20 protein-coding genes are annotated in these 23147 nt (G+C 67.2%); 14 read left to right on the plus strand and 6 right to left on the minus strand.

Going from position 1 to position 23147, the window contains the following annotated elements; translation table 11 throughout:
* Window positions 1-122: 122 nt before the first annotated feature.
* The 14 genes from ACQKLX_RS05805 to ACQKLX_RS05870 all read left to right on the plus strand — a co-directional run bounded on the left by ACQKLX_RS05805 (window position 123) and on the right by ACQKLX_RS05870 (window position 18032).
* Window positions 123-917: a calcium-binding protein gene (locus ACQKLX_RS05805; protein WP_427360319.1), complete on the plus strand. Its 795-nt coding sequence runs from the start codon at window positions 123-125 to the stop codon at window positions 915-917.
* A gap of 70 nt (window positions 918-987) precedes the next feature.
* Window positions 988-3300, plus strand: coding sequence for a glycosyltransferase (locus tag ACQKLX_RS05810; protein ID WP_427360321.1), 2313 nt, complete (start codon window positions 988-990; stop codon window positions 3298-3300).
* Window positions 3297-4130: a class I SAM-dependent methyltransferase gene (locus tag ACQKLX_RS05815; RefSeq protein ID WP_427360322.1), complete on the plus strand. Its 834-nt coding sequence runs from the start codon at window positions 3297-3299 to the stop codon at window positions 4128-4130. The genes ACQKLX_RS05810 and ACQKLX_RS05815 overlap by 4 nt, the downstream gene beginning before the upstream one ends.
* Window positions 4127-5380, plus strand: coding sequence for a glycosyltransferase family 4 protein (locus ACQKLX_RS05820; protein WP_427360323.1), 1254 nt, complete (start codon window positions 4127-4129; stop codon window positions 5378-5380). The genes ACQKLX_RS05815 and ACQKLX_RS05820 overlap by 4 nt, the downstream gene beginning before the upstream one ends.
* Window positions 5377-6144, plus strand: a complete 768-nt coding sequence (locus ACQKLX_RS05825) for a hypothetical protein (RefSeq protein ID WP_427360324.1) — start codon at window positions 5377-5379, stop codon at window positions 6142-6144. Before ACQKLX_RS05820 ends, ACQKLX_RS05825 begins: the two co-directional genes overlap by 4 nt.
* A 2-nt stretch (window positions 6145-6146) precedes the next feature.
* On the plus strand, window positions 6147-8327 hold the full coding sequence (locus ACQKLX_RS05830) for a glycosyltransferase family 2 protein (protein WP_427360325.1): 2181 nt from the start codon (window positions 6147-6149) through the stop codon (window positions 8325-8327).
* Between the two features lie 2 nt (window positions 8328-8329).
* Window positions 8330-9634: a glycosyltransferase family 4 protein gene (locus ACQKLX_RS05835; RefSeq protein WP_427360327.1), complete on the plus strand. Its 1305-nt coding sequence runs from the start codon at window positions 8330-8332 to the stop codon at window positions 9632-9634.
* A 32-nt stretch (window positions 9635-9666) separates the two neighbouring features.
* Window positions 9667-10872 carry a polysaccharide pyruvyl transferase family protein gene (locus tag ACQKLX_RS05840; RefSeq protein WP_427360329.1) on the plus strand — a complete coding sequence of 402 codons (1206 nt, stop codon included), beginning with the start codon at window positions 9667-9669 and terminating at the stop codon, window positions 10870-10872.
* The gene (locus tag ACQKLX_RS05845) at window positions 10869-12068 is read left to right on the plus strand and encodes a hypothetical protein (RefSeq protein ID WP_427360330.1); all 1200 of its coding nucleotides are present in this window, start codon (window positions 10869-10871) and stop codon (window positions 12066-12068) included. Before ACQKLX_RS05840 ends, ACQKLX_RS05845 begins: the two co-directional genes overlap by 4 nt.
* Window positions 12065-13525, plus strand: a complete 1461-nt coding sequence (locus tag ACQKLX_RS05850) for a polysaccharide pyruvyl transferase family protein (protein WP_427360332.1) — start codon at window positions 12065-12067, stop codon at window positions 13523-13525. The genes ACQKLX_RS05845 and ACQKLX_RS05850 overlap by 4 nt, the downstream gene beginning before the upstream one ends.
* A 146-nt stretch (window positions 13526-13671) precedes the next feature.
* Window positions 13672-14706, plus strand: a complete 1035-nt coding sequence (locus ACQKLX_RS05855) for a GSCFA domain-containing protein (protein ID WP_427360333.1) — start codon at window positions 13672-13674, stop codon at window positions 14704-14706.
* A 126-nt stretch (window positions 14707-14832) separates the two neighbouring features.
* Window positions 14833-15114 carry a hypothetical protein gene (locus tag ACQKLX_RS05860; RefSeq protein ID WP_427360334.1) on the plus strand — a complete coding sequence of 94 codons (282 nt, stop codon included), beginning with the start codon at window positions 14833-14835 and terminating at the stop codon, window positions 15112-15114.
* 70 nt (window positions 15115-15184) lie between these two features.
* Window positions 15185-17344 carry a protein-disulfide reductase DsbD family protein gene (locus ACQKLX_RS05865; RefSeq protein WP_427360335.1) on the plus strand — a complete coding sequence of 720 codons (2160 nt, stop codon included), beginning with the start codon at window positions 15185-15187 and terminating at the stop codon, window positions 17342-17344.
* A gap of 49 nt (window positions 17345-17393) precedes the next feature.
* Window positions 17394-18032, plus strand: a complete 639-nt coding sequence (locus ACQKLX_RS05870) for a thioredoxin family protein (RefSeq protein WP_427360336.1) — start codon at window positions 17394-17396, stop codon at window positions 18030-18032.
* 197 nt (window positions 18033-18229) lie between these two features.
* Here the strand turns inward: ACQKLX_RS05870 and ACQKLX_RS05875 are convergent, their stop codons facing one another.
* Genes ACQKLX_RS05875 through ugpA form a run of 6 tightly spaced genes read right to left on the minus strand, consistent with a single transcriptional unit; the run spans window position 18230 to window position 23095 of the window.
* Window positions 18230-19309, minus strand: a complete 1080-nt coding sequence (locus tag ACQKLX_RS05875; protein WP_427360337.1) for a sn-glycerol-3-phosphate import ATP-binding protein UgpC — start codon at window positions 19307-19309, stop codon at window positions 18230-18232.
* Between the two features lie 7 nt (window positions 19310-19316).
* Complete coding sequence (ugpE, locus tag ACQKLX_RS05880) at window positions 19317-20165, minus strand: sn-glycerol-3-phosphate ABC transporter permease UgpE (RefSeq protein ID WP_092158190.1); 849 nt, start codon at window positions 20163-20165, stop codon at window positions 19317-19319.
* On the minus strand, window positions 20165-20929 hold the full coding sequence (locus tag ACQKLX_RS05885) for a creatininase family protein (protein WP_427360338.1): 765 nt from the start codon (window positions 20927-20929) through the stop codon (window positions 20165-20167). The genes ugpE and ACQKLX_RS05885 overlap by 1 nt, the downstream gene beginning before the upstream one ends.
* Window positions 20929-21687: a creatininase family protein gene (locus ACQKLX_RS05890; protein WP_427360339.1), complete on the minus strand. Its 759-nt coding sequence runs from the start codon at window positions 21685-21687 to the stop codon at window positions 20929-20931. Before ACQKLX_RS05890 ends, ACQKLX_RS05885 begins: the two co-directional genes overlap by 1 nt.
* On the minus strand, window positions 21684-22214 hold the full coding sequence (locus tag ACQKLX_RS05895; protein ID WP_427360340.1) for a hypothetical protein: 531 nt from the start codon (window positions 22212-22214) through the stop codon (window positions 21684-21686). Before ACQKLX_RS05895 ends, ACQKLX_RS05890 begins: the two co-directional genes overlap by 4 nt.
* Window positions 22214-23095, minus strand: a complete 882-nt coding sequence (gene ugpA, locus ACQKLX_RS05900; protein WP_291678593.1) for a sn-glycerol-3-phosphate ABC transporter permease UgpA — start codon at window positions 23093-23095, stop codon at window positions 22214-22216. Before ugpA ends, ACQKLX_RS05895 begins: the two co-directional genes overlap by 1 nt.
* Window positions 23096-23147 lie beyond the last annotated feature (52 nt).

The raw sequence follows: 23147 nt of genomic DNA on the forward strand, positions 1-23147 counted from the left end.
CCTGAGCGTCGTGCGATGGCGATCCTGTTTGTTCGCCGTCGAAATCGCACCGTGACCCAGAACGAGCGGCGGACGTTCTCCGCACATCTGGTGGTGCTCTCAGATCACCGAGGAGGTGACGAATGGCCACGATCGAAGGCAGTGCATTCGATGATTTCTTGATTGGGACACGCTTCAGTGACGTGATCCTCGCAGGCGCCGGGGACGATATCGTCCATGGCGGCAACCAGGTGGATTCCCTCTTCGGCGAAGAGGGTGACGACCTGATCTATGGTGGCGAAGGCAACGACTTCCTGTCCGGCGGCGAGGGCAATGACGCCCTCTTTGGCGGTCAGGGTGACGATGTGCTCACCGGCGGCGAAGGCAATGACAGCCTGTTCGGCGGCGAGGGCGAGGACGTTCTCGACGGTGGCGCCGGCGACGACATCCTGCGCGGCAATGCCGGCGACGACGTGCTGCGCGGCGGTGACGGCGACGACCTGCTCCAGGGCGGGCCGGGCGACGACATCCTGCTCGGTGGCACCGGCAATGACGTCCTTCAGGGCGGCGCTGGCAACGACGTGCTCGAAGGCGGCGCCGGCAACGACGTCCTCCAGGGCGGCGCGGGCGACGACCTGCTCTTCGCTGGTGCCGGTGACGACATCCTGTCCGGCGGTTCCGGCGACGATGTCTTCATCTTCAACGGCGGCGGCGGCAACGACGTCGTGCTCGATTTCGACGCGGGCCACGATCTGCTGCAGATATCCAGCGGCATCAACGGCACCGATATCGGCTCGGCCGAGGACGTGGCGGCGCGTGCCACCACCGTCGGCGGCAATGCTGTCGTCGATCTCGGCAACGGCGACACCGTGACCATTGTCGGCGTCACCGCCGAAGACCTCCAGGCTGATCCGAACTCCTACTTCTCGGTCGCCTGATGGCACGGGACGCCGGCCGGTCTTCGGTCCGGCCGGCGTCTCATCCCTGCCCTTTCGGAACAGGTTCTTCATGCTCTCTCTCGCGCCCGCGCCTGCCACGGACGGCCTGAGCCCGCAGCTTCATCTCTCCCGGCTGAGCGGCTCGGTTTTCCTGCTGAGCTGGACCATCGAAGCCCCCGTGCTCTCACGGCCGCGCATTTCGCTCGCGGCGCAGGAGAAGCGCCTCGTTTCGGCTTCGGTCGTGCTACCGCTCGGCGATGGGCGCATGCGCGCTATCGTCGCCTTTCGCCATGGCGGCCCCGGCGAGGTTGTCGCGACTCTGTCCGGCGACAGCCCGGGCGGCGACACCACCGCGCGCTTCGATCCCGATCTCGTCCACGGCATGGCCGATGCGGAGGATCTGGTTCGCGATGCCACGCCGGATGCGCGCCGCATGCTCGCCAACGCGCTCGTCGGCCATTGGCCCACTCTGTTCGGTCTGAGCCAGGCCGCGAGCTATCTCGGCTTCCTGCGCCAGTTTCTGCTGATCCTCGCCCGCAAGCCCTCGGCCGCGACACCGGTCGCCAAGCTGACCGAGGGCAAGCTTCTGCTGGAATCGGCCGTTCCCGGCCGACTCTCCGGCATCCGCACTGCCTATCGGCTCGATGCGAGCGGCCTTTCCCGCCTTCCCGGACGGCCGCGGCTCGGCCGCTCCGATCGCACCGGCAACCGGCCTTTGCATCTGATCATCGACGCATTCCCGCCGCAGGCCGGCGGACTACTGGTCCTCCAGGCCGAATCCGGCCTGATCGTCCGCGCTGTCGCCGCCAGGCAGGATATTCCGTCGCTGGGTCGCTGGTGGGCCGGCAAGGCGAGCCAGCGCGACGGTTTGCGCAGCTGGCTGGTCGAGCAGCTCTCCGGCCTGTCCGAACAAGGGCGCCTGCTGGCGATCGAGATGCAACGGCGCCTGCCGCTCGCCGCCCAGAGCGTGCGCCGCAATGATGACCTGCCCTCGGCCGAGCTCGACCTCGCCGTCACGACGCCGGCTGGGCTCCTGCTCGGCGGCTGGTACCGCGACGCCGATGGCCTGCTCGACGAGATGCTGCTGCATCGCTCCGAGGGCGAGCCGATGCCGGTGCTCGAGCGGCTGGAGCGCTTCCCGGCGCTGCTGCCCGCCGGCTCCAAGGGCGAGGGCAGGACGGGAGACGTCGTGCGCGCCAATGGCTTCGCCGCGCTGATCCCCGGCTATGCAGCGGGAGCGCCGGTGCTGCAGCCGCGGGTCGAGCTCAAGCTGAAATCCGGCACCGTTCTGTCGCTGCGTCCGAATGTGCAGCCGGCCGACGCCATCGCCATCCGTGCCCGCGCGCTGGCTGCGATCCCGCCGCAACACCTGACCGCGCAGATGCTGGAGCGAACGATCGCGCCGGTGCTCGCCGACTGCCAGAAGGCGCTGCGCGAGAACCTGCCGGAGCCGCGGATCAAGAGCTTCGGCAAGGGGCCGGCGAGCCCGGCCGTCTCGGTCGTGATCCCGCTCTACCGCGTCTACGATTTCCTGCGCGTCCAGGTCTCGGCCTTTGCGGCCGATCGCTGGTTCGCCGAGAAGGCCGAGCTGATCTACGTGCTCGATTCGCCCGAGCATGAGGGCGAGGTCGCCCATCTGCTTGGCGGCCTCTTTCTCGCCTACGGGCTGCCGATGCAGCTCGTGGTGATGGGCCGTAATGGCGGCTTCTCAGCCGCCTGCAATGCCGGCGCAGCTGCCTCGCGCAGTCAGGCACTGGCCCTGGTCAATTCCGACGTCATTCCGAACAGCGATGGCTGGCTGCCGGGGCTGCTGCAGCGCATCGAGCCGCACCGGCGTACCGGCGCGGTCGGTCCCAAGCTGCTGTATGACGATGGCTCGCTGCAGCATGCCGGCCTCTACTTCAAGCGCGACAGTAAAGGCACCTGGCTTAACCATCATTACTTCAAGGGCATGCCGAGCGGGTACGCGCCGGCCAATGTCGAGCGCCCTGTGCCCGGCGTCACCGGCGCCTGCATCGTCATGCCGCGCGCGCTGTTCATGGAAGTCGGCGGCTTCGACGACAGCTATGTCATCGGCGACTACGAGGACAGCGATCTCTGTCTCAAGATCGCCCGGGCGGGGCTTGGCATCGTCTATGTCCCGAGCGTGTCGCTCTATCATCTCGAGCGTCAGTCGATCTCGAAGAGCCTCGACTACACGCGCGGCGTCGCCTCGCAGCACAATTCCTGGCTCCAGACCAGGCGTTGGGACAGCCAGATCGAGGCGCTGATGGCGGCGGTCGACAAGCCCGCGGCGCAGCAGCCTGCGCCCCCGCCGGCCTCACGCCTCGATCCCGAATTCCTCCTCTCCCGCGCCAATCTCAGAAGGGCGACAGCGGCATGACGGCGACCCTCGCCCTGCGACAGACCACTTCGGAAGCAGCGCCCGCGATCGGACCGATGACGCCCGATCTCGCCTGGCTGATGGCCCATGTCCAGACCAACCGCTTCCTGCCGCATCCGCCGCCGGATTCGATCTTCGTCGGCGACGGTGACTATCGCGCAATCGGCGCCGAGTTTTTGGGCCATTTCGTCCGGATCGGCCGGTTGCAGCCGCATGAGCGCGTCTTCGACATCGGCTGCGGCATCGGCCGCATGGCGGTGCCGCTGACCCAGTATCTCGACCCCGAACGAGGCAGCTATGACGGCGTCGATCCTGTCATGGAAGGCATCCTCTGGTGCGCCCAGACGATCACGCCGGCGTATCCGCGCTTCCGCTTCCAGCGCCTCGACATCGCCCACCCGCTCTACAACCCGCAGGGCTCTCTGCCCGGCAATGAGGTGCGTTTCGGCTTCGCCAACCAGAGCTTCGATTTCATCACCATGACCTCGGTGGCGACCCATCTGCCACCGGACGAACTGGTGGTCTACCTCAACGAGGCGGCGCGCCTGCTCGCCCCCGGCGGGCGGCTCTTCCTCACCGCCTTCGCGCTCGATGGCCAGAGCACTGGCCAGGAGCGGCTGAAGTTCCGGCGCTGGGGCGAAGGCCCGGGCTGGTATGCGATCGAGGAAGCGCCGCTGGCGGCCGCCGGGGTCGATGCCGGCTTCCTGCTGGAGCACGCGACCCAGGCCGGACTTGCGGTCGAGCGGCTCGACCCCGGCCATTGGCGCGGCCAGAGCTCGGCCCACTACCAGGACCTGCTGCTCGCGGTGAAACCGGGGGCCCAGCGATGAGCCGGCGAATCCTCGTCGTCGCCCATAACCACCCGGACCTGCATCCGGGTGGCACCGAGATCTTCGCGCATGACCTGGCGAGCGCTTATCGCGGCGAGGGCTGCGAGGTGCTCTTCCTCGGCGCGACCAATGCGATCCACCGCCAGCCACATCCCGGCACCGCCTTCCAGTCGACGGGGCCGGATGGCGACCTCTTGCTGTGGAGCGGCCATTTCGACCGCTTCCACCTCAGCCAGATCGACCATTACGGCACCCTGCAGGATCTCGGCTCGCTATTGACCGAGTTCCGGCCGGACGTGATCCATATCCATCATCTCGTGCTGATCGGCGCCGAGTTCCTGGCGCTGGCGCGGCGGCTGCTGCCGCAGGCGTCGATCGTGATGACGCTGCACGACTACTATTCGATCTGCCACCATGACGGGCTGATGGTGCGCGCCAGCGACAAGCAGCGCTGCACCGGTGCTTCGCCCGGCAAATGCCATGGCTGCTTCCCTGAGATCGGTCCCGACCGCTTCCTGCTGCGTGAACGGTTCCTGAAGACGCATCTTGCCGCCGTCGACCGCTTCGTGTCGCCGAGCCATTTCCTGCGCCAGCGCTATGTCGACTGGGGCCTGCCGGGCGAGAAGATCGAGGTCGTCGCCAATGCGCGTCCGGCACAGATGCCGGTGCCACACCGGCACACCCATGGCGCCCGCAACCGCTTCGGCTATTTCGGCAACCTCAATCCCTGGAAGGGCGTGCTGCCGCTGCTGCAGGCGGCGAAGCTCATGCGGGAGCAGGGCGCTGAAGGCTTCGAACTGCGTATCCATGGCGGCGCGCCGTTCCAGAGCGAGGCTTTCACCACAGCGCTCGACAAGGCTCTGGCGGAAGCCGGCGCCGAAGTCGTGCATTGCGGGTCCTATCGCCGAGACGAAATGCCAGCGCTGATGGCCGAGATCGACTGGGTGGTGATGCCGTCCATCTGGTACGAGAACGCGCCTCTCGTCATTCAGGAAGCCTTTCAGCATCTGCGGCCGGTGATCGCCAGCAATATCGGCGGCATGGCCGAGATGGTGCGCGACGGCGTCGACGGGTTGCACGCCCGCCCCGGCGACCCGCGCCAGCTTGCGCAGGTGATGGCCCGCGCCGCGAGCGAGGACGGGCTCTGGCGCCGCCTCGTCGACGGCATCGAGCCTCCACCCGGCATGGACGATTGCGCGCAGGCGCACCTTGCCCTGTTCGATCAACTCAAACTGGCGGAGGCGGCATGACCAGCATGACGACGATGCACAGTCCGGGCGGTACCGTGAGCGAAGCGAGCGAGACCCCGGCAAAGCTCAACGGGCGCGTCGACGCGCTCGACGGCAACCGGCTGCATGGCTGGATCTGGGACGAGGCCCGTCCCGAGGAGCGGCTGACCGTGCGCCTGATGCGCCATGGTCTCAAGGTTCAGGAGGCCGTGGCCGACCAGGGCCGCATCGACCTGCGCCGCAACGGCATCGGCGATGGCCGGCACGCCTTCGCCATGGAGCTCGACGAGCGGACCGCAGCGGCGCGCGAAGCGCTGACCATCGTCGGCATCTCGCCGAGCACAGGAGCCGAGCTCGAACTGCGTCTGCCGCCGCCGGCGGAGCTCGCGGCGGAAGCGGCGATCGCCGTGCCGCTCGCCCGCTTCTTCGACCGGGTCGAGGCGCTGATCGCGCTGCAGCGGCGCTCGCAGCTCACCCAGAAGGAGTTGCTCGACAAGGTCGGCGAGCTCGGCGTGCAGTTGGCGCAGCACCGCCAGCGCGAGGCCGAAACGAAGCAGTCCGAGGAGGCCGAAGGCAATGGCTCGATCGCCTCGCGCCTTGCCGAGATCGACGTCTTCCAGATGCGCTTCGACCAGACGCTGCGCGCCTTCGACGACCGGCTCGTCTCGATCCGCAAGGAAGCCAAGGCGCCGCTCCGGCAGGTCACCGTCGTGCTTGGCTTCCTGTCGGGCCTGTCGGCCGTGCTCTCCTTCGTCACCCTCACCGTCATGCTGATGGGCAGGTGAGCATGAACGAGGTCATCATTCCCGAGCGGACCATGATCAGCCCGGCGCCGACCGTCGCCTGGACCCCGCTCGGCGAGAACGCGATCCTGGTGATGAGCGCCTGCGACGCGCTGCCCGGCAAGGTACCGGTCGCGGTCGACGGCAATCCGCGCAACCGGGTCGAGACGATGGCGCTGACCTGGCGCCGGCCACAGGCCGACGCCGCGCACGCCACCGGTTTCCTCTGTCTCGCCCCCGCGCCATCGCCGGATCGTGCCGGCTCCGGCGCGATCCTGCTCGGCCGGCCCGGCCGGCCCTTGCGGCTGATCCTGGCGCCGAAGCCGATGCCATTGCAGGCTTTCCTCGCGGCGCTCGCCGACGAAGCCGGCCAGGCTTTCCCGACCGTGGTCGACGGATTGCTGGAGGTGCTGCTCTCCGGCAAGTCGAACCCGCGACGCCTGCGCGCCGTCGGCATGCTGCTGCAATCGGTCGCCAAGCCCGGCGGTTTCGTCGAGGTGATGGGCCCGCTCGACGAGGGCATCTTCCTGCAGGGCTGGACCTCGAATTTCGCTGCGGGGCGGACCAAGCTGCTGATCGCGCATGGCGGGCTCACGCCAGCCGTACTGGAGGCCGGCACCTTCGAGCGTGACGATCTCGGCGAGGGCGCCTGCGGCTTCTTCGGCCTGCTGGAGGAGTGCGCGATCCGCCATCCCAGCGAGATCGAGCGCCTGTTCTTCCGCGCCAATGACGGCTGGCGCGCGCTCGAGGTCTACGACCGCCACGTCCTGCTCGAGCAGATCACCGTGCCCGGCCATCTGCGCGACGGGCTGCAGCGCGGCAGCGCGCCGCCAGCGACGGCCGAGAAGCTGAAGCATGCATCGCAGCGCTTCGACGGGCGCGACACCATTTCCTTCCTCGAGCAGCCGGTACGTGCCGGCATCGACGACGCCACCATTGTCGAGGGCAGTGGCGTCCTGATCATCGGCTGGCTGTTCGATCCCGAACGGCAAGTCGGCAACGTCATGCTGCGTAGCGGCACGCAGTCCTGCGCCATCGACGCGATCTGGACGCGTGCCGTCAGGCCGGACGTCACCGCCGCCTTCGCGGAGGACCCACGCTTCGGCCCGGCCATGGCGAGCCGGCGCAACAGCCACGGCTTCATCGTCTTCGCGCCGAAGCTGCTGCCGGAGCCCGGCCAGCCACTCTATCTCGAATTCGAGATCGAAGGGCACGGCCCGGCATTCCTGCCGCTCGCACCCGGCCGCAATCCGGCGCGGCGCGCGCTGGAGCGGGTCTTCGGCCTGCTCGATCCGCGCTCCTCGACCGCGACCTCCGTGGTCGAGAAACAGATCGCGCCAGCCCTGCAGGCCGCCGAGATCCCGCCGCCCAAGGCGATCGAGACGCATGACATCGGCCGCTTCAACGCCGATGCGGCGCTCGGCCTGGTGATCGGACTCGACCAGCGCCAGCGCGAGCTTTCCAGCCTTTTCGCCTTGCTGGCGATCGATCCCGAGATCAGGCCACTGCCGATCGTCGTCGCCGCTCCCGGCGAGAGCTTCGACCGGCTCGGCGCCGAGGCGCGCCGGCTGGCAAAGTTCTACGGGCTCCAGATCAGGCTCGTCCTGGTCGATGGCGTCGAGGACAGTTGCGATGCGCTCGAAGCGGGCGTCCGCGCCTGCCGCTTCCAGACCGTGGCTCTGCTTTCCGGCGCGGCCCAGATCCGGATGCCCGGCTGGCTCGGGCGGCTGGAGCGGGCCTATCGTGGCCGCGGCGGCCAATGCGTGGCGAGCCCGACCCTGCTGTTCGAGGACAATTCGATCCGCTGGGCCGGTGCCTGGCTCGAAGGCGAAGGCCCGAACCGGCGCGTCTACAACCGCTTCGTCGGTTATCCCCTCGATGCGATCGGCAGCCTCGGCCCGATGGAGGTCGCCGCCGGCGCGACCGAATGCTGCGTGATGTCGCGCAACGCCTTCCTCGAGGCGGACGGCTTCTCGCGCAGCTATTTCACCACCGGCGAGAAGGGTCTCGATCTCTGCCTGAAGCTCCGGATGAACGGGGTCCCGTCGCTCTGGGTCCCCGAGGTCGAGGTCTATGTCGTCGAGGACGGCGAGACCCGCCCGCATGTCGGGGCGCTGATCAACCTCGCCGACCGCACCAGTTTCGACCGGCGCTGGGCGCTGGCCATTTCCAACATGAGAGGATGAGCATGCGTATCCTCGTCGTCTCGCACGGCCACCCTTCCTTCTCGCTCGGTGGCGCCGAAGTCGCCTCCTACAACCTGCACAAGGGCTTCCAGGCCAATAGCGAGGTGGACACGCATTACCTCGCTCGCGTCGGCGCGCCGACGCCGCGCCATGCTGGCACGGCGCTGATGAGCCTGCGCCAGCGTGGCGGCGAATTGCTTTACTACGCTGAGGAATACGACCACTTCCTGCTGTCGAACCGCGCCACCGACGAGATCGAGCGCGATTTCGTCCGCGTGCTGCGCGACCTGAAGCCGGACGTGGTGCATTTCCACCACTTCATCGGCCTCGGCCTCGAATGCATCTTCGCGGTGCGTGACACGTTGCCGGATGCGCTGATCGTGGTGACCTTCCACGAGTATCTCTCGATCTGCCACCACCACGGCCAGATGGTGAAGACCGGCGCCTTCAAGCTCTGCTACCGGGCCTCGCCGAGCGACTGCAACGCCTGCTTCCCGGATATCTCGCCATCGCGCTTCCTGGCGCGCGAGACCTTCATCAAGGGCATCCTCAACCTCGCCGACCACTTCATCTCGCCGAGCCGGTTCCTGGCCGAGCGCTACCAGCAATGGGGCTTGTCGGCCGAGCGCTTCTCGGTGATCGAGAACGGCATCGACGTCGCCGAAGTCGCGCCGCCGCGGCCAGGGCCCGAAGCGAACGGCCGGCGCTCGCGCTTTGCCTATTTCGGCCAGCTCACGCCCTACAAGGGCGCCGATGTGCTGATCGACGCCGTCACCCGCATCCCGGAGGAGGTCTGGGGCGAGGACAGCCTGCTCCTCGTCTATGGCGGCAATCTCGACCGGCAGCCGGAGGCCTACAAGAAGAAGTTCGCCGACCTGGTCGAGGCGGCTGGGCGGCGCGTGCGCTTCTGCGGCGCCTTCCAGAACCACGAGATGCCGAACCTGATGCGTTCGGTCGACTGGATGGTGATGCCTTCGGTCTGGTGGGAGAACTCGCCGGTCGTGATCCAGGAGGCCTTCTTCCATGGCCGCCCGATCCTCGCCAGCAATCTCGGCGGCATGGCCGAGAAGATCACCGACGAGGTCGACGGGCTGCATTTCCGCTCCGGCAGCCCGGAGGATCTCGCCGACTGCATGACCCGGGCGCTGAGCGAGCCCGGGCTATGGGAGCGCCTGCGCGCAGGCATCAAGAAGCCGCTCAGCCATGTCGACTGCGCCGACCAGCATCTTGCGCTCTACCAGCGCCTGATCGCCGAGCGAGGCATGCCGGCTCCGGCCAACCGCGCCGCCGCGCCGATGATCGCGTGAGCTGCGCGGACACAAGAAGGGAGAACGCAACCATGGCCCGCATCCTCGTGATCAGCCCGTCCGGTGAGGTCTACGACCACGACAATGTCCGCTGGTACCGCCACGCCGACCTGCAAAGCCACATCAATCACTACCACAATATCGGCGACGCCTTCGTCTTCGATTCCTCGCTGAAGCTGCTCAACTTCGAGAAGCTCGAGGAATTACCGATCACCAGCATCGATCCAGCCCAGATCGACAGGTTCAACGCCGAGTTCGACTATGTCTTCCTGCGCGGCTCGAACTATGTCCATGCTGGGATGAACTGGAGCCGCACCGCCGAGGTGCTGCGCCGGCTGAAGCTGCCGGTGCTCGCCTTCGGCATCGGCGCGCAGGCCCCGGTCAGCGGCAAGCTGGAGCTCAGCGAGGACAGCAAGACCGTTCTCAAGCTGATCGCCGATTCCACCGCCTCCGTCGGGGTGCGCGGCACCTATTCGGCCGAGGTGATGAACGAGCTCGGCATCAAGAACGCGCGGATCATCGGTTGCCCGACCGCCTTCCGCAACAACCGGCCCGACCTCGCCATCCGCCTGCCGGCGCTCGACGCCATCAAGCAGGTCGGCGTCACCCTGCGCCGAGAGGTCTCCAAGCACTACGCCAAGGACATCAAGCGCTACCTCACCTTCCACCGCGACCTGGTGAAGGCGATGGCGGACCGCTTCGAGGTCACCCTCATGTCCCAGGGCGAGGTCGAGGAGAAGAAGCTCGCTTTGGGCACGCCCGAGCAGAAGCAGGAAGGCATGGCCGCCCTGCGCGAGAATGGCTGGGCGATGTCCTGGTATCTCGACGAGCAGATGGAAGGGCTCTACCGCGACCGGATGTTCTATTCGGACGTCGTCGCCGAATACGAGCAACTCGTCCGCAAGCTCGATCTCGTCCTCGGCTACCGGCTGCACGGCAATCTGATGGCGCTCGCCAATGGCACGCCCTCGATCTACTTCACCTATGACAGCCGCACTGTCGAATTCGCCGAGACCTTCCAGATCCCGAGCGTCGACGTCTTCGGCGACAAGCCGTTCAGGCTGGAAGAGTACTGGGACCAGGCGCGCTTCGACCGCTTCAACGCGGCCTATGCCCGGACCTATGGCGCGATGAGCGCCTTCCTCAGCGAGAACAAGGTCGACCACAAGATGGCAAGGCCGGCTGCGGTTGCCCCGTCCACCCAACCGGCGCCCGAGCCGGAAAGGAAGGTGGCATGAGGAGCGCCCGCACGGCCCTCGCCTGTCTGCCGGCAGCCTTGCTGGCGATCGGAATTCCGGTCGCCGGCTTCGCGCAAGCGCCGGGCCGGCAGGCGCCGGACTACCGGCTGGTCATCGCGCCCGACGCGAAGGAGGAGACGGTCGTCTCCTGGGCGCGCGAGCGCTGCGAGGAATGGGACCTGCCCGACGCGCCCCTGCGCGCCTTTCGCGACAACAAGGGCGAGGTCGTCGCCTTCGCCAGCCATTACCGCAGCCGGCCGCTGATCGGCGGCAATCTCGGCGCGATCCGCAAGAGCTGCGCGGTCTCGTTCGAGGCGAAGAGCAGCGCCGATCCCAGCCAGTTCAGCGACAAGAGCTGGATCGCCGCGACCTGGACGGGCGATGGCCGCAATGTCGAGGCGCTGGTCCATGCCGAATATCACGCCGACAAGCATCCCGGCGCCTGCCGCTTCAAGGATGCGATGAGCTGCTGGTACAATGTCGTCACCGCTGCCCATTCCGTTGATGGCGGCCTGAGCTTCAAGACCGACGAGCCGCGCCCGCTGGTGGCCGCCCCCGGCTTCCCTCAGGATGTCGGCCAGGGCCGGCATCGCGGCTTCTTCAACCCGTCCAACATCGTCCAGAAGGACGGCGCCTGGTACGCGCTGATCATGACCACCGGCGGCGAGGGCCAGAAGAACGGCGTCTGCCTGTTCCGCTCGACCGACATCAAGGACCCGACCTCCTGGCGCGCCTATGACGGGCAGGACTTCACCATCCGCGCGGTCGATCCCTATCGCGACGATCTCAGCCAGGCGCGGCCCTGCCAGACGCTCAAGCCTCTGCCGACCAATGTGGGATCGCTGACCCGCCACGAGCCGAGCGGGAAATGGCTGGCGCTCCTGCATCTCGGGCCCGACCCCAGCCAGAACATCGCCGGTGGCCGCGTCGCCTATAGCTGGTCCGACGACCTGATCCGCTGGTCGCCGCTGCAGACCCTGATGGTGCAGCCGACGATGTGGAGCAAGAACTGCAGCGACCGGCTGCGCTACGGCTATGGCGCCCTCGCCGACCCCGCCTCGCGTTCGCGCAATTTCGAGACCACCGGCGACGAGGCCTATCTCTTCATGACCAGGATGAAGGTCGCCGACTGCAAGCTCGGACCCGATCGCGATCTGGTCCGTCTCAAGGTTCAGTTCGTCAAGGAGGGGCCATGAACGCGCCCGTGCTCAATCTCGGCTCCGTCGTCTCGGCCGAGAACGCCATCAAGATCCTGCGCGCCACCACCGGCGAGGTCGTCGTCGCCATCGGCCGCCGGCCCGACCGCAGCTGGCCGGCGCTCAAGCTGATGCTCGACGGGCAGGACTACGCCACCATCCATCCCGGCGCGATCGTCACTGGCGAGGCCGATGTCGCCGAGCTGACGATCCCGCTGCCCGGTCTGCCCAATGGGCGCCCCCACTCGGTCGCGATCGCCGACGCAGCCACGGGCACGCTCGCCCCGGGCTCGAATCTGCGTCCGGTCGCGACCGAGACCAAATTACGGGCGCTGGTGATCTATCCGGCCGGCGAGGTGCATGAGCACGACAAGGTGCGCTGGTACCGCGCACCGATGGAGAAGCTGCTCTCCGACTACTTCAACATCGGCGACATGATCGTCTACGATTCGACGCTGAAGCTCCTGCGCTATGCGCATCTGGAGCCGATGAAGATCATGTCGCCGACCGAGGCCGACATCGAGCGCTATGCCAGCGAGTTCGACTTCGTCTTCGTGCGCGGCTCGAACTTCATCCATGAGAACATGGAGTGGTTCCGCGCCGTCGAGGTGCTGGAGCGGGTCAAGCTGCCGGTCTACGCCATCGGCGTCGGCGCCCAGGCGAGCCAGAACCGCAAGATCGAGCTGCCCGAGCCGTCCAGGCGCTTCTGGTCGATCGTCGCCGAGCGCTGCGCCTCGATCGGCGTGCGCGGCGCCTTCAGCGCCGAGACCCTGCGCCAGAACGGCATCCGCAATGTCGAGGTGGTCGGCTGCCCCTCGATCTTCCGGACCCGCAACCGCGACCTCAAAATCCGCATTCCCGATCAGCGCGAGATCCGCAAGGTCGCCTTCAGCCTGCGCCGCGAGGCCGACAAGAGCTACACCGCCGACCCCGAAGCCTATCTGCGCAACCAGAAGGCCGCGCTGCTCAAGGTCGACGCCCAGAGCGAAATGGTGATGTCCTCGCATGGCGAGCAGGAGGAGAAGGCGTTCTTCCTGCGCGACGGCGCCGCCAAGGAGAAGGCGGTCGCCGAGTTCGTCAGGACCAAGTGGTGGGACGGCCCGGACGATGCGCCGATGCGGCGCATCTACGAGAAGCAGCTGTTCTCCTTCTTCGACGTCGAGCGCTATGACGAGTTCGCGAGGTCGATCGATCTTGCCGTCGGCTACCGCGTCCACGGCGTTCTGCCGGCTGTCGCGCATGGCGTGCCCGGCGTACTCGTCGCCTATGACACCCGTAGCCAGGAATTGGCGGAGACGCTGAAGATCCCGGTCGTGCCGGAGGCGGCGCTGGCCGAAGGCGGCTGGCGCGCCGTCTATCAGGAGGCGGCGCTGAACAACCTCGCGAAGAGCTATGCCGCCTCCTACGACCGGATGCGCGGCTTCCTCGACCGCAACGGCATTCCCCACCGCATGTGAACAGACCCGGCGCGGCAAAGATCGCGCCGGTTGGAGGAAACGCTCGGAGGTCCCCGGGCCATCTGTAAGCGCCCGGCGAACCCATACGGCTTTTTAAAGTCCGCAGCGTCGAGCCCGAGAGGTTTGCACGAACCAGGAGACGATCGATGAAGATCGAATACGATGCAGGCACGGCCCTTTCCATCATGCGCGGCAATCCCGTGCGTGGCTGGATCTCGGGCAAGCCCGAGAAGATGGCCAAGGAGCGGCTGACGACCGGCGACTATCTCGCCGTCCAGCACAAGCCGAAATTCAAGATCGACCCGACCTGGCCGATCTTCACCATGGGCTCCTGCTTCGCGCGCGAGGTCGAGAACCTCCTGATGATGCGCGGCCTGCCGCTGCTGCTGCGCGGCCATGGCGTGCCGGCCGAGCATTTCGAGAGCTGGGACGAGGAGACCGGCCGTGGCGGCGGCGCCGATCGCGGCCAGCTCTCCCGCGGCGCGCTGAACAAGTACTCGGTCCGCTCGATGACGCATGAGCTGAAACGCGTGCTGCGCGGCGAGAGCTACCCCAATGACGGGCTGATCGAGCTCGCGCCCGGGCAATGGTTCGACCCGCATGCCAGCGGCCTCAAGCTGCTGGACCGCGACACCGCCTTCGCCAATCGCAAGCGGCTCACCGAGGCGACGGCGACGATCAAGCAGGCGAAGATCTGCTTTTTCACGCTCGGCCTGACGGAGACCTGGCTCGATGCGGAAACCGGCATCGCCATGAACGCCCATCCCGGGCCGAGCTGGCTGCAGCGCATGCCGGAGCGCTTCCGCTTCGTCGACTACGGCTATGACGCGACGCTGGCCGACATGCTCGACATCATCGGGTTGATCCGCGAGCACTGCAATCCAGAGATGCGCTTCGTCGTCACGGTCTCGCCGGTGCCGTTCGGCGCGACCTTCAAGGATGCCGACGTGATCGTCGCCAATAGCGCTTCGAAATCGCTGTTGCGCGCCGTGGCCGAGGAATTGTTCCGCCGCTTCGACTATGTCGACTACTTCCCGAGCTACGAGATCGTGCTCAACTCGCCGCGGGCGATCGCCTTCGAGGACGACCAGCTCCACATTGCCCGCGAGATGGTCGCGCATGTGATGACGACCTTCCAGGGCGCCTATCTGCCGCCGGCCGAGCAGCCGCAGGCGGCCTGATCCGACAAGCCGGTCGCCGCGGCCGGCAGACCATGCCAAGATGTGCCGGGCGCCGAAATGCGGCCCCCGGCGCGGCTTGTCCGGTGGCCGTCCGACTGCCCGATCGATCAGCGTCGGGAGGACGAGATGAATGTCGCCAATCTCCAACTCGAAGGCATGCTGCTGGCCTTCACCGCAGTACTGCGCTCACTGGTGGAATCGGGCGCCCTCAGCGAGGCGCAGCTAAAGGCTGCGCTGGCAGAGGCTGAGCGGACCGGGCTCTCCGACAGGCAGCGCTGCGAGCAGCTCAGCCCGAGCCAGCGTGACTCTCTCGCCTTCTCGGCCCGCTTCCTGTCGATCGCCACCCGCGCTGACAGCGGGATGCGGCCGTTCTCGGACGTCGCGCGCGAGGTCGGCCGCACCACCTGACCTGCGACCTCGCGCCGCCCTCACCCGCTTGTCATTGGCTTTTCGCGGCGGAAGCAGGCATCTGATCGACATGACCGCGACAAGCCTTTCGCGCCGGACCACACACCGGCTGTTGCAGCGTGCCTCATTGGCGCTGGCCCTGCTGGCGCCCGCGCCGCTGCTCGCGGCGGAATCCGTCGCCGTGACCTCGCCGCGCGTCACCGCCACCTTGCTGTCGAGCCGCGATGCCGTCGCGCCAGGCGAGCGCTTCCATGTCGCCCTGACCCAGAAGCTCGCGCCGGGCTGGCACAGCTACTGGCAGAACCCCGGCGATTCCGGCGAGGCGACGAAGATCGACTGGACGCTGCCGGAGGGCGTCAGTGCCGGCGCGATCCAGTGGCCCGCGCCGAAGGCGATCCGGGTCGAACCGCTCGTCAATTTCGGCTTCGAGGACAATGTCGTTCTGCCGGTCGAGATCTCGGTCCCGGCCAATGCCAAGCCGGGCGAGACGCTGACGCTCTCGGCCAAGGCGACCTGGCTCGTCTGCGAAAAGATCTGCATCCCCGAAGAGGGCGCCTTCACGCTCGATCTGCCGGTCGCGGCGGCCGGCACTGTCGACACTGCTGCGGAGGCGCGCATCGATGAGGCCCGCGCCGCCCTGCCGAAGCCCGCGGGCTTCACCGCCAAGCTGACGGCGAAGGGCGACGACAAGCTCGCGCTCACCTTGCCCGGCCTGCCGGCCGGCGCCAGCAATATTCACTTCTTCCCTGTGCTGGACACGCTGATCGAGCACGCGGCCGAGCAGCCGGTCGCGAACGGCGAGCTCACCCTCACCCGCTCGACCGCCTTCAAGGTGGGCACGCCGACGACCGACGGAGTCATCACCTTCGAGGAAGGCGGCAACAAGCGCGCGCTCGCGCTCAGCGCCGAGGTCGAGCCCGCCCTGCTGCAGGCTGCGGCTGCCCCGGCGCAGGCGCCTGCGAAGGTGACTTTGCCGCCGCCCCCGGCCGAGGATCTGACGCTCCTTCTGGCGCTGGCCTTCGCCTTTGCCGGCGGTTTGATCCTCAATCTGATGCCCTGCGTGCTGCCGGTGCTGTTCATCAAGGCGCTCGGTTTCGCCCAGGTGGCGCAGGCGAGCCGGAGCGAGGTCCGCCAGCAGGGCCTGCTCTTCCTCGCCGGCGTGCTCGCGACCTTCTTCGTGCTGGCCGCAGCTGTGATCGCACTCGGCGCCGGTTGGGGCTTCCAATTGCAATCGCCGCCGCTGGTCATCCTGCTCGCCGTGCTGATGACGCTGATCGGCTTCAACCTGATCGGCGCCTTCGAGATTGGCGGCAAGCTGCAGGGGGTCGGCGACGGGCTCGCCAGCCGCAGCGGCCCGGTCGGCGCCTTCATGACCGGCGCGCTCGCCGTCGTCGTCGCGACACCCTGCACCGCTCCGTTCATGGGCGCGGCGATGGGCTACGCGCTGACGCAGCCGCCGGCCGCGGCGCTATCGATCTTCATGGCGCTGGCGCTCGGCTTCGCCGCGCCCGTGGTCGCGCTCTCCTTCGCGCCGGGGCTGCTGCGGCTGCTGCCCAAGCCCGGCCGCTGGATGCTCGTGCTGAAGCAGGCCTTCGCCTTCCCGATGTTCGCCACCGCGATCTGGCTGATCTGGGTCGCGACCATGCAGGCCGGGGCCGACGGTGCGCTCGCCGCGCTGGTCGCTATCCTGATCGCCGGCTTCGCGCTCTGGCTGATCGGTGTCACGCGCGGCAGCGGCCGGGGCCTGCGTGCCGTCGCGGCTGCGGCCGCCGTCCTGCTCGTCGGCGCTGCGTCGGCCTTCGTGATCGAGAGCGCGACGCCGTCGCCGCAGCCGACCGCGCAGGCCGGCACGGATGCGCCGGGCGTGTGGTCGCCGGCGCGGGTCGCGGAACTGCAGGCGCAGGGCAAGCCGGTCTTCGTCAACTTCACTGCCGCCTGGTGCATCACCTGCCTCGCCAATGACCGGGTCGCGCTGTCGCGGCAGGAGGTGAAGGACGCCTTCGCCAAGCTCGGCGTCGCCTATCTCAAGGCCGACTGGACCAATCGCGATGCGGTGATCGCCGCGACGCTGGCCGAATACGGCCGCGCCGGCGTGCCGCTCTATTTGTTCTATCCGGGTACGAAGGGCGCGCAGGCCGAGGTGCTGCCGCAATTGCTGACGCCCGAGACGGTGGTCAGCGCCGCACAGCGCGCCGCCGGCAAAGAGGTGAAGACCGCTACCGCACGATAACTGAGCACTGCCCACGCCACCCCTCTGCCACCGACCAATGGAGACAGATATGACAGACGTGACCAGACAGCTTTTCATCGCCGGCCTCGCCGCCACCGCACTGGCGCTCGCCTCCGGTGCCGCCTTCGCCCAGAGCGCGGCGAAGCCCGGCGCGAAAGCCCCCGATTTTTCCGTCGTCGATGTCGACGGCAAGCTGCAGAAGCTCTCGGATTATGCCGGCAAGACGGTGGTCCTCGAATGGACCAACCATGACTGCCCCTATGTCCGGAAGCACTACAACAGCGCGACGATGCAGACCCTGCAGAAGGACATGGCCAGGGACGGCATCGTCTGGCTCTCGGTGATCTCCTCGCCCGTCGGCGAGCAGGGCCATGTCGACGCGGCCAAGGCCAAGGAGCTGAGCAAGACGCGCGACGCCGCGCCGGCCTCGATCCTGCTCGACCCGAAGAGCCAGCTCGCCCGCGCCTATGGTGCCCAGACGACGCCGCATATGTACATCATCGATCCCAAGGGCACGCTCGCCTATGCCGGGGCGATCGACGACAAGCCCTCGTCGAGCGCCTCGAGCCTGACCGGCGCCAAGAGCTATGTCCGCCAGGCGGTGGCCGAGCTCAAGGCCGGCAAGGCGGTCTCGGAGCCGGCGACCAAGGCCTATGGCTGCGTGGTGAAATACGCGCCGGTGAGCTGAGTCAGGCTGCCGTCATTGACGAGATGAACGCGGGGAACCCTCTCCGGTAAGGAGAGGGTAGGGTGAGGTGTAGGCCCTGTGACCAGTTCCGCGAGGCCCGACCGCGCGGTTGGGTTCAGGCCAACGTTTCCAGTCCGAACACCTCACCCCTGCCCCTCTCCTTCCAGGAGAGGGGTTCTACGTTGCGGCTCCCGCGCTCAAACCTTCCCCAGCCGAACCCCGCTCTCCGCGTCGAAGACGTGGACCTTGTCGGGATCGACCGAGATCCAGAGCCGGCCGGGCTGCGCCGCGACTTCTCCCGTCGCCGCCTGCATGACGAAGGGCTTAGCCGCGAGCTGGCCGTGGAAGAGCTGGGTCGCGCCGAGTTCCTCGATGAACTCGACGTCGAAGGGCAGCGAGCCGGCCGCGCCTTCCGAGGCGACCTCGATATCCTCGGGCCTAAGGCCGACCTCGACCGCCGTGCCAGCGGGCAGATCCTCGCGCAGATCGCGCGCCTGCAGCAGGGCCTCGCCGAGCGCGATGATGCCGTGTCCGTCGACCTTGGCCGGCAGCAGGTTCATCGGCGGCGAGCCGATGAAGGTCGCGACGAAGCGGCTCGCCGGCTTGCGATAGACCTCGGCCGGCACGCCGATCTGCTCGACCTGACCGCCATTCATCACCACCAGCTTGTCGGAGAGCGTCATCGCCTCGACCTGGTCGTGGGTGACGTAGATCGCGGTGACGCCGAGGGCTCGCTGCAGCTTCTTGATCTCGACGCGCATCTGCACGCGCAGTTTGGCGTCGAGATTGGAGAGGGGCTCGTCGAACAGGAAGACCTGGGGCTTGCGCACGATGGCGCGGCCCATGGCGACGCGCTGGCGCTGGCCGCCGGAGAGCTGGCGTGGGCGGCGCTGCAGGAAGGGCTCGATGGCGAGGATGCGCGCGGCCTCGGCGACGCGCTTCTCGATCTCGTCCTTGGGCGTGCCGCGATTGCGCAGGCCATAGGCCATGTTGTCGTAGACGCTCATATGCGGATAGAGCGCGTAGTTCTGGAAGACCATGGCGATGTCGCGGTCGGCCGGCTCGACCTGGTTGACGACGCGGCTGCCGATCGCGACCTCGCCGCCCGAGATCGTCTCGAGCCCGGCGACCATGCGCAGCAGGGTCGACTTGCCGCAGCCGGAGGGGCCGACGAGGACGCAGAAGCCGCCATCGGGGATGTCGAAGGAGACGCCCTTCACCGCCTCGACGCCGCCGGCATAGATCTTCTTGACGTTGTTGAGCGTGACCTGAGCCATTGGCGGGCTACTTCTCTGTCTCGACGAGGCCCTTCACGAAGAGCCTCTGCATGGCGATGACGACGAAGACCGGGGGCAGCATGGCGAGCATGGCGGTGGCCATGGCGAGCTGCCATTCGGTCAAGGCGTCGGAGGTGGTGATCATCTTGCGGATGCCGATCACGATGGTCTGCATCGAGTCCTTGGTCGTGATCAGCAGCGGCCAGAGATACTGGTTCCAGCCATAGATGAACTGGATGACGAACAGCGCCGCGATCGTCGTCAGCGAGAGCGGCAGCACCGTGTCCTTGAAGAACTTGAACGGGCCGGCGCCGTCGATCTTCGACGCCTCCAGCAGTTCGTCCGGAATGGTCATGAAGAACTGCCGGAACAGCAGCGTGCCGGTGGCCGAGGCGATCAGCGGCACGGCCAGGCCCTGATAGCTGTCGAGCATGCCGAGGTCGGAGACGATCTTGAAGGTCGGGAAGATGCGGACCTCGACCGGCAGCATCAGCGTGACGAAGATGATCCAGAACGCCGCCATCCGGAACGGGAAGCGATAGTAGACGATGGCGTAGGCCGAGAGCACCGAGATGAAGATCTTTCCGATAGCAATCGTCATCGCCATCACGAAGGAGTTCAGCATCATGCTCGCCACCGGCTCGCGGGTCGAGCCGGAGGTGCCGACGAAGAGGATGCGGTAGTAATTGTCCAGGAAGTGCGGCCCGGGATAGAGCGGCAACTGCCCGTTGATGATGGTGGCATTGTCCCAGGTCGAGGCGACGAAGGTCAGCCAGACGGGAAAGGCGCAGATGAGCACCCCGATCGTCAGGATGATATAGGCGATCGCATCGCCCAGGCGGCGGTCCTCGACCATCAGTGCCAGATCTCCGCATCTCGATCCGCCAGCCGCAACGCCATGGCCACGACGATGGCTTCGACGATCGCCTCGCCCTTTTCACCGGTCGCTCGCCGAGCATCACCCCAGACACCGCCCGGGCACTTTTCCTTGAACGACCGGTAGCGCGCGATCGTCCTGCGGCCCTGCCGGCGCGTCTCGGCCGTTTCGCCGTCATGCGCCTCGCTCAGCCGGTCGGTGCGGACGAGGTCCGGCGCCACCGCCATCATCATCGAGGTCTCAACCTCACAGGCATGCAACATCCCCGGCTGGTCCTGGAGCAGCGCCGCGACCGTCCTCTTGGCGAAGTCGGGATAACTGACGGCAAGAACCCGCAAACTGGTTTCGCGGGCGAAATCCGGCAAGAAGGCATTGAGCGCTGCGATATTGCCGCCATGACCGTTGACGATGACGACACGATGGAAGCCTTGACGCTCAAAGCTCTTCAGCAAAGCGAGCAGCACCGCCCGATAGGTCGGAATATCGAGGGTGAAGGTGCCGCCGAAGGCCATGTGATGCTCGGCCATGCCGCACCAGACGGTGGGCGCGACCACGACCGCTTCCCCGCCCACCCGCTCAGCCGCCGCCTTGCAGACTGCGCCGCACAGGATCGTGTCGACCCCGGTTGGGAGATGCGGGCCGTGCTGCTCCATCGAGCCGACAGGCAGGATGACGATGGCGTCGGCCGCGGCGCGGGCGCGCAGCTCTTCCGCCGTCAGTTCCTGCCAGAGCACGCTCGCCATCAGCCCTGTCCTCCGCGGTCGCTCAGAAGCTTCGCCAGCGCATCCGCCGCCGCATCGAGGAAGGCCTGGCCCTTCTCCGCCGTCGCATTGCGGGCGTCGCCGATCACGCCGGTCTGCGTCATCTCGCGGAAGGGCTTGTACTGGCCGACGGTCGGGCGGGTCAGGGCGGTGAGATCGGCTCCCAGCATGCCGAACGCTTCCGGCAAGCGATCCTGCCTGACTGTCTCCGGCGCCAGCACCATCATCATAGAGGTCTCGACCTCGCAGGCGTGCAGCACGCTGACCTGGTCGTCCATGAAGGGCGCCATCGCCTCCTGCGCCAGCAGGAAATAGGTGGTGGCGCGGATCTGGAGCGAAGTCTCGCGGGCGAAGTCCGGCAGCAAGGCGGCGAGCGCGGCGATGTTGCCGCCATGGCCGTTGACGATGAGGACACGGTGGAAGCCGTGGCGCTCCAGGCTTTTCAGCAGCGCCAGCAGCACGGCGCGATAGGTCGGGATGTCGAAGGTGAAGGTGCCGCCGAAGGCCATGTGATGCTCGGCCATGCCGCACCACAGCGTCGGCGCGACGACGACCTCGACGCCCTCAGTGCGCTCTGCGGCGAGCCTGCAGACGCCGCCGCACAAGATGGTATCCACGCCGACGGGCAGATGCGGGCCGTGCTGCTCCATCGAGGCAACCGGCAGCACGACGACGGCATCGCGGGCCGCCTTCTCGCGCAATTCCTCGGCGGTGAGATCCTGCCAGAGCACCGAGGTCATTGCCGCGCCTTCAGCATCGGGAGAAAGAAGAGCTCGGCAAGCGTCTGCGCCACCCAGGGCGCCCGCGCGGCGGCTTCGCCCTCGTTGATCGAGATCATCGGCGTATAGCTCAGTACCTTGTAGGGCCCGTCCTTGCGCATCTCGAACAGCGAGCCGGCGCTCAAGGACCGCAGGACGAGAGTGAGATCGCGGTTCTTCAGGCTGCCCGTCGGCTGCGAGATGCCGAAGCGGACATGGATGATGCTGAAGATGTCGAGCCCCTCCTCGGAGGCGCGACGGTCGAGCGTCACATCGTCGGAGGGGGTCGGCACCGCGACGAAGGCGATCTTCGCGGCCTCGGCCTGCTTGCGCATCTCGCCGATCAGCAGCTTGCAGATGCGATCGGCCCAGGCCAGCTCCGTACCCGGGCCGCAATTCAGCACCACGCCCTTCCAGGCATCGATCATCCGGCCCTGCGCCGACGCCAGGGTTGGCACGAGGCAGAAGCCCGCGAGCGCCGCGACGCCAAGGCGACGGCTCCACCGCATCAGTAGTTCACCTTCCGCTCGATGAAGCGGAACTGGAAGGCGGTCATGGCGATGACCATGGCGAGCAGGATCACCGACTGGGCCGCCGAGCCGCCGAGATTGGTGCCGCCCTTGCCGTCCGAATAGACCTTGTAGACCAGCGTCTCGGTCGCGCCCGAGGGGCCGCCGCCGCTGACGGTATCGATGATGCCGAAAGTGTCGAAGAAGACGTAGACGAGGTTGACGACGAGCAGGAAGAAGGTGGTCGGCGAGAGCAGCGGAAAGACGATGGTCCAGAAGCGCCGCATCGGCCGGGCGCCGTCGATCACCGCCGCCTCGATCACGCTCTTGGGGATCGACTGCAGGCCGGCGAGGAAGAACAGGAAGTTGTAGGAGATCTGCTTCCAGGTCGCGGCGAGGATGACCAGCGTCATCGCGTCATTGCCGTTGAGGCGCGGATTCCAAGCGACGCCCAGCGACTGCAAACCGCGGGCGAGCATGCCGAGGGAAGGATCGAACATGAAGATCCAGAGCACGCCGGCAATGGCGGGCGCGACGGCATAGGGCCAGATCAGCAGGGTCTTGTAGATCTCGGCGCCGCGGATGGCCCGATCCGCCATGACCGCGAAGAGCAGCGCCAGCGAGAGCGATAGCAGCGCGACGAAGACCGAGAAGATGCCGGTGTTGATCAGCGCCTTGTAATATTCGGGCTTGGCGAACAGGTCGCGATAGTTCTCGAACCAGACGAACTCGGTCGAGATGCCGAAAGCGTCCTGCAGCAGGAAGCTCTGCCAGACCGCCTGGCTCGCTGGCCAGTAGAAGAAGACGACCGTGATCGTGAGCTGCGGCAGGAGCAGCAGCAGCGGGATCGTCAGCCCCTTGAAGTGAGCGTATTTCTGCATCCGGCAACCTGGTTCGCGCTGGTCGTCCCGGGCGACCGAAGGGAGACCCGGG

The organism is Allobosea sp. NPDC003192, from assembly GCF_050275675.1.
Taxonomy (GTDB): Bacteria; Pseudomonadota; Alphaproteobacteria; order Rhizobiales; family Beijerinckiaceae; genus Allobosea.

What these genes read in the sequence shown, in the direction of transcription:
- ugpE (WP_092158190.1), bottom strand. Translation starts at nt 20,165, where the DNA reads ATGGTCGAGGACCGCCGCCTGGGCGATGCGATCGCCTATATCATCCTG.
- ACQKLX_RS05855 (WP_427360333.1), top strand. Translation starts at nt 13,672, where the DNA reads ATGAAGATCGAATACGATGCAGGCACGGCCCTTTCCATCATGCGCGGC.
- ACQKLX_RS05810 (WP_427360321.1), top strand. Translation starts at nt 988, where the DNA reads ATGCTCTCTCTCGCGCCCGCGCCTGCCACGGACGGCCTGAGCCCGCAG.
- ACQKLX_RS05885 (WP_427360338.1), bottom strand. Translation starts at nt 20,929, where the DNA reads ATGGCGAGCGTGCTCTGGCAGGAACTGACGGCGGAAGAGCTGCGCGCC.
- ACQKLX_RS05845 (WP_427360330.1), top strand. Translation starts at nt 10,869, where the DNA reads ATGAGGAGCGCCCGCACGGCCCTCGCCTGTCTGCCGGCAGCCTTGCTG.
- ACQKLX_RS05870 (WP_427360336.1), top strand. Translation starts at nt 17,394, where the DNA reads ATGACAGACGTGACCAGACAGCTTTTCATCGCCGGCCTCGCCGCCACC.
- ACQKLX_RS05820 (WP_427360323.1), top strand. Translation starts at nt 4,127, where the DNA reads ATGAGCCGGCGAATCCTCGTCGTCGCCCATAACCACCCGGACCTGCAT.
- ACQKLX_RS05860 (WP_427360334.1), top strand. Translation starts at nt 14,833, where the DNA reads ATGAATGTCGCCAATCTCCAACTCGAAGGCATGCTGCTGGCCTTCACC.
- ACQKLX_RS05830 (WP_427360325.1), top strand. Translation starts at nt 6,147, where the DNA reads ATGAACGAGGTCATCATTCCCGAGCGGACCATGATCAGCCCGGCGCCG.
- ACQKLX_RS05865 (WP_427360335.1), top strand. Translation starts at nt 15,185, where the DNA reads ATGACCGCGACAAGCCTTTCGCGCCGGACCACACACCGGCTGTTGCAG.
- ACQKLX_RS05835 (WP_427360327.1), top strand. Translation starts at nt 8,330, where the DNA reads ATGCGTATCCTCGTCGTCTCGCACGGCCACCCTTCCTTCTCGCTCGGT.
- ACQKLX_RS05895 (WP_427360340.1), bottom strand. Translation starts at nt 22,214, where the DNA reads ATGCGGTGGAGCCGTCGCCTTGGCGTCGCGGCGCTCGCGGGCTTCTGC.
- ACQKLX_RS05815 (WP_427360322.1), top strand. Translation starts at nt 3,297, where the DNA reads ATGACGGCGACCCTCGCCCTGCGACAGACCACTTCGGAAGCAGCGCCC.
- ACQKLX_RS05875 (WP_427360337.1), bottom strand. Translation starts at nt 19,309, where the DNA reads ATGGCTCAGGTCACGCTCAACAACGTCAAGAAGATCTATGCCGGCGGC.
- ACQKLX_RS05805 (WP_427360319.1), top strand. Translation starts at nt 123, where the DNA reads ATGGCCACGATCGAAGGCAGTGCATTCGATGATTTCTTGATTGGGACA.
- ACQKLX_RS05850 (WP_427360332.1), top strand. Translation starts at nt 12,065, where the DNA reads ATGAACGCGCCCGTGCTCAATCTCGGCTCCGTCGTCTCGGCCGAGAAC.
- ACQKLX_RS05825 (WP_427360324.1), top strand. Translation starts at nt 5,377, where the DNA reads ATGACCAGCATGACGACGATGCACAGTCCGGGCGGTACCGTGAGCGAA.
- ACQKLX_RS05840 (WP_427360329.1), top strand. Translation starts at nt 9,667, where the DNA reads ATGGCCCGCATCCTCGTGATCAGCCCGTCCGGTGAGGTCTACGACCAC.
- ACQKLX_RS05890 (WP_427360339.1), bottom strand. Translation starts at nt 21,687, where the DNA reads ATGACCTCGGTGCTCTGGCAGGATCTCACCGCCGAGGAATTGCGCGAG.
- ugpA (WP_291678593.1), bottom strand. Translation starts at nt 23,095, where the DNA reads ATGCAGAAATACGCTCACTTCAAGGGGCTGACGATCCCGCTGCTGCTG.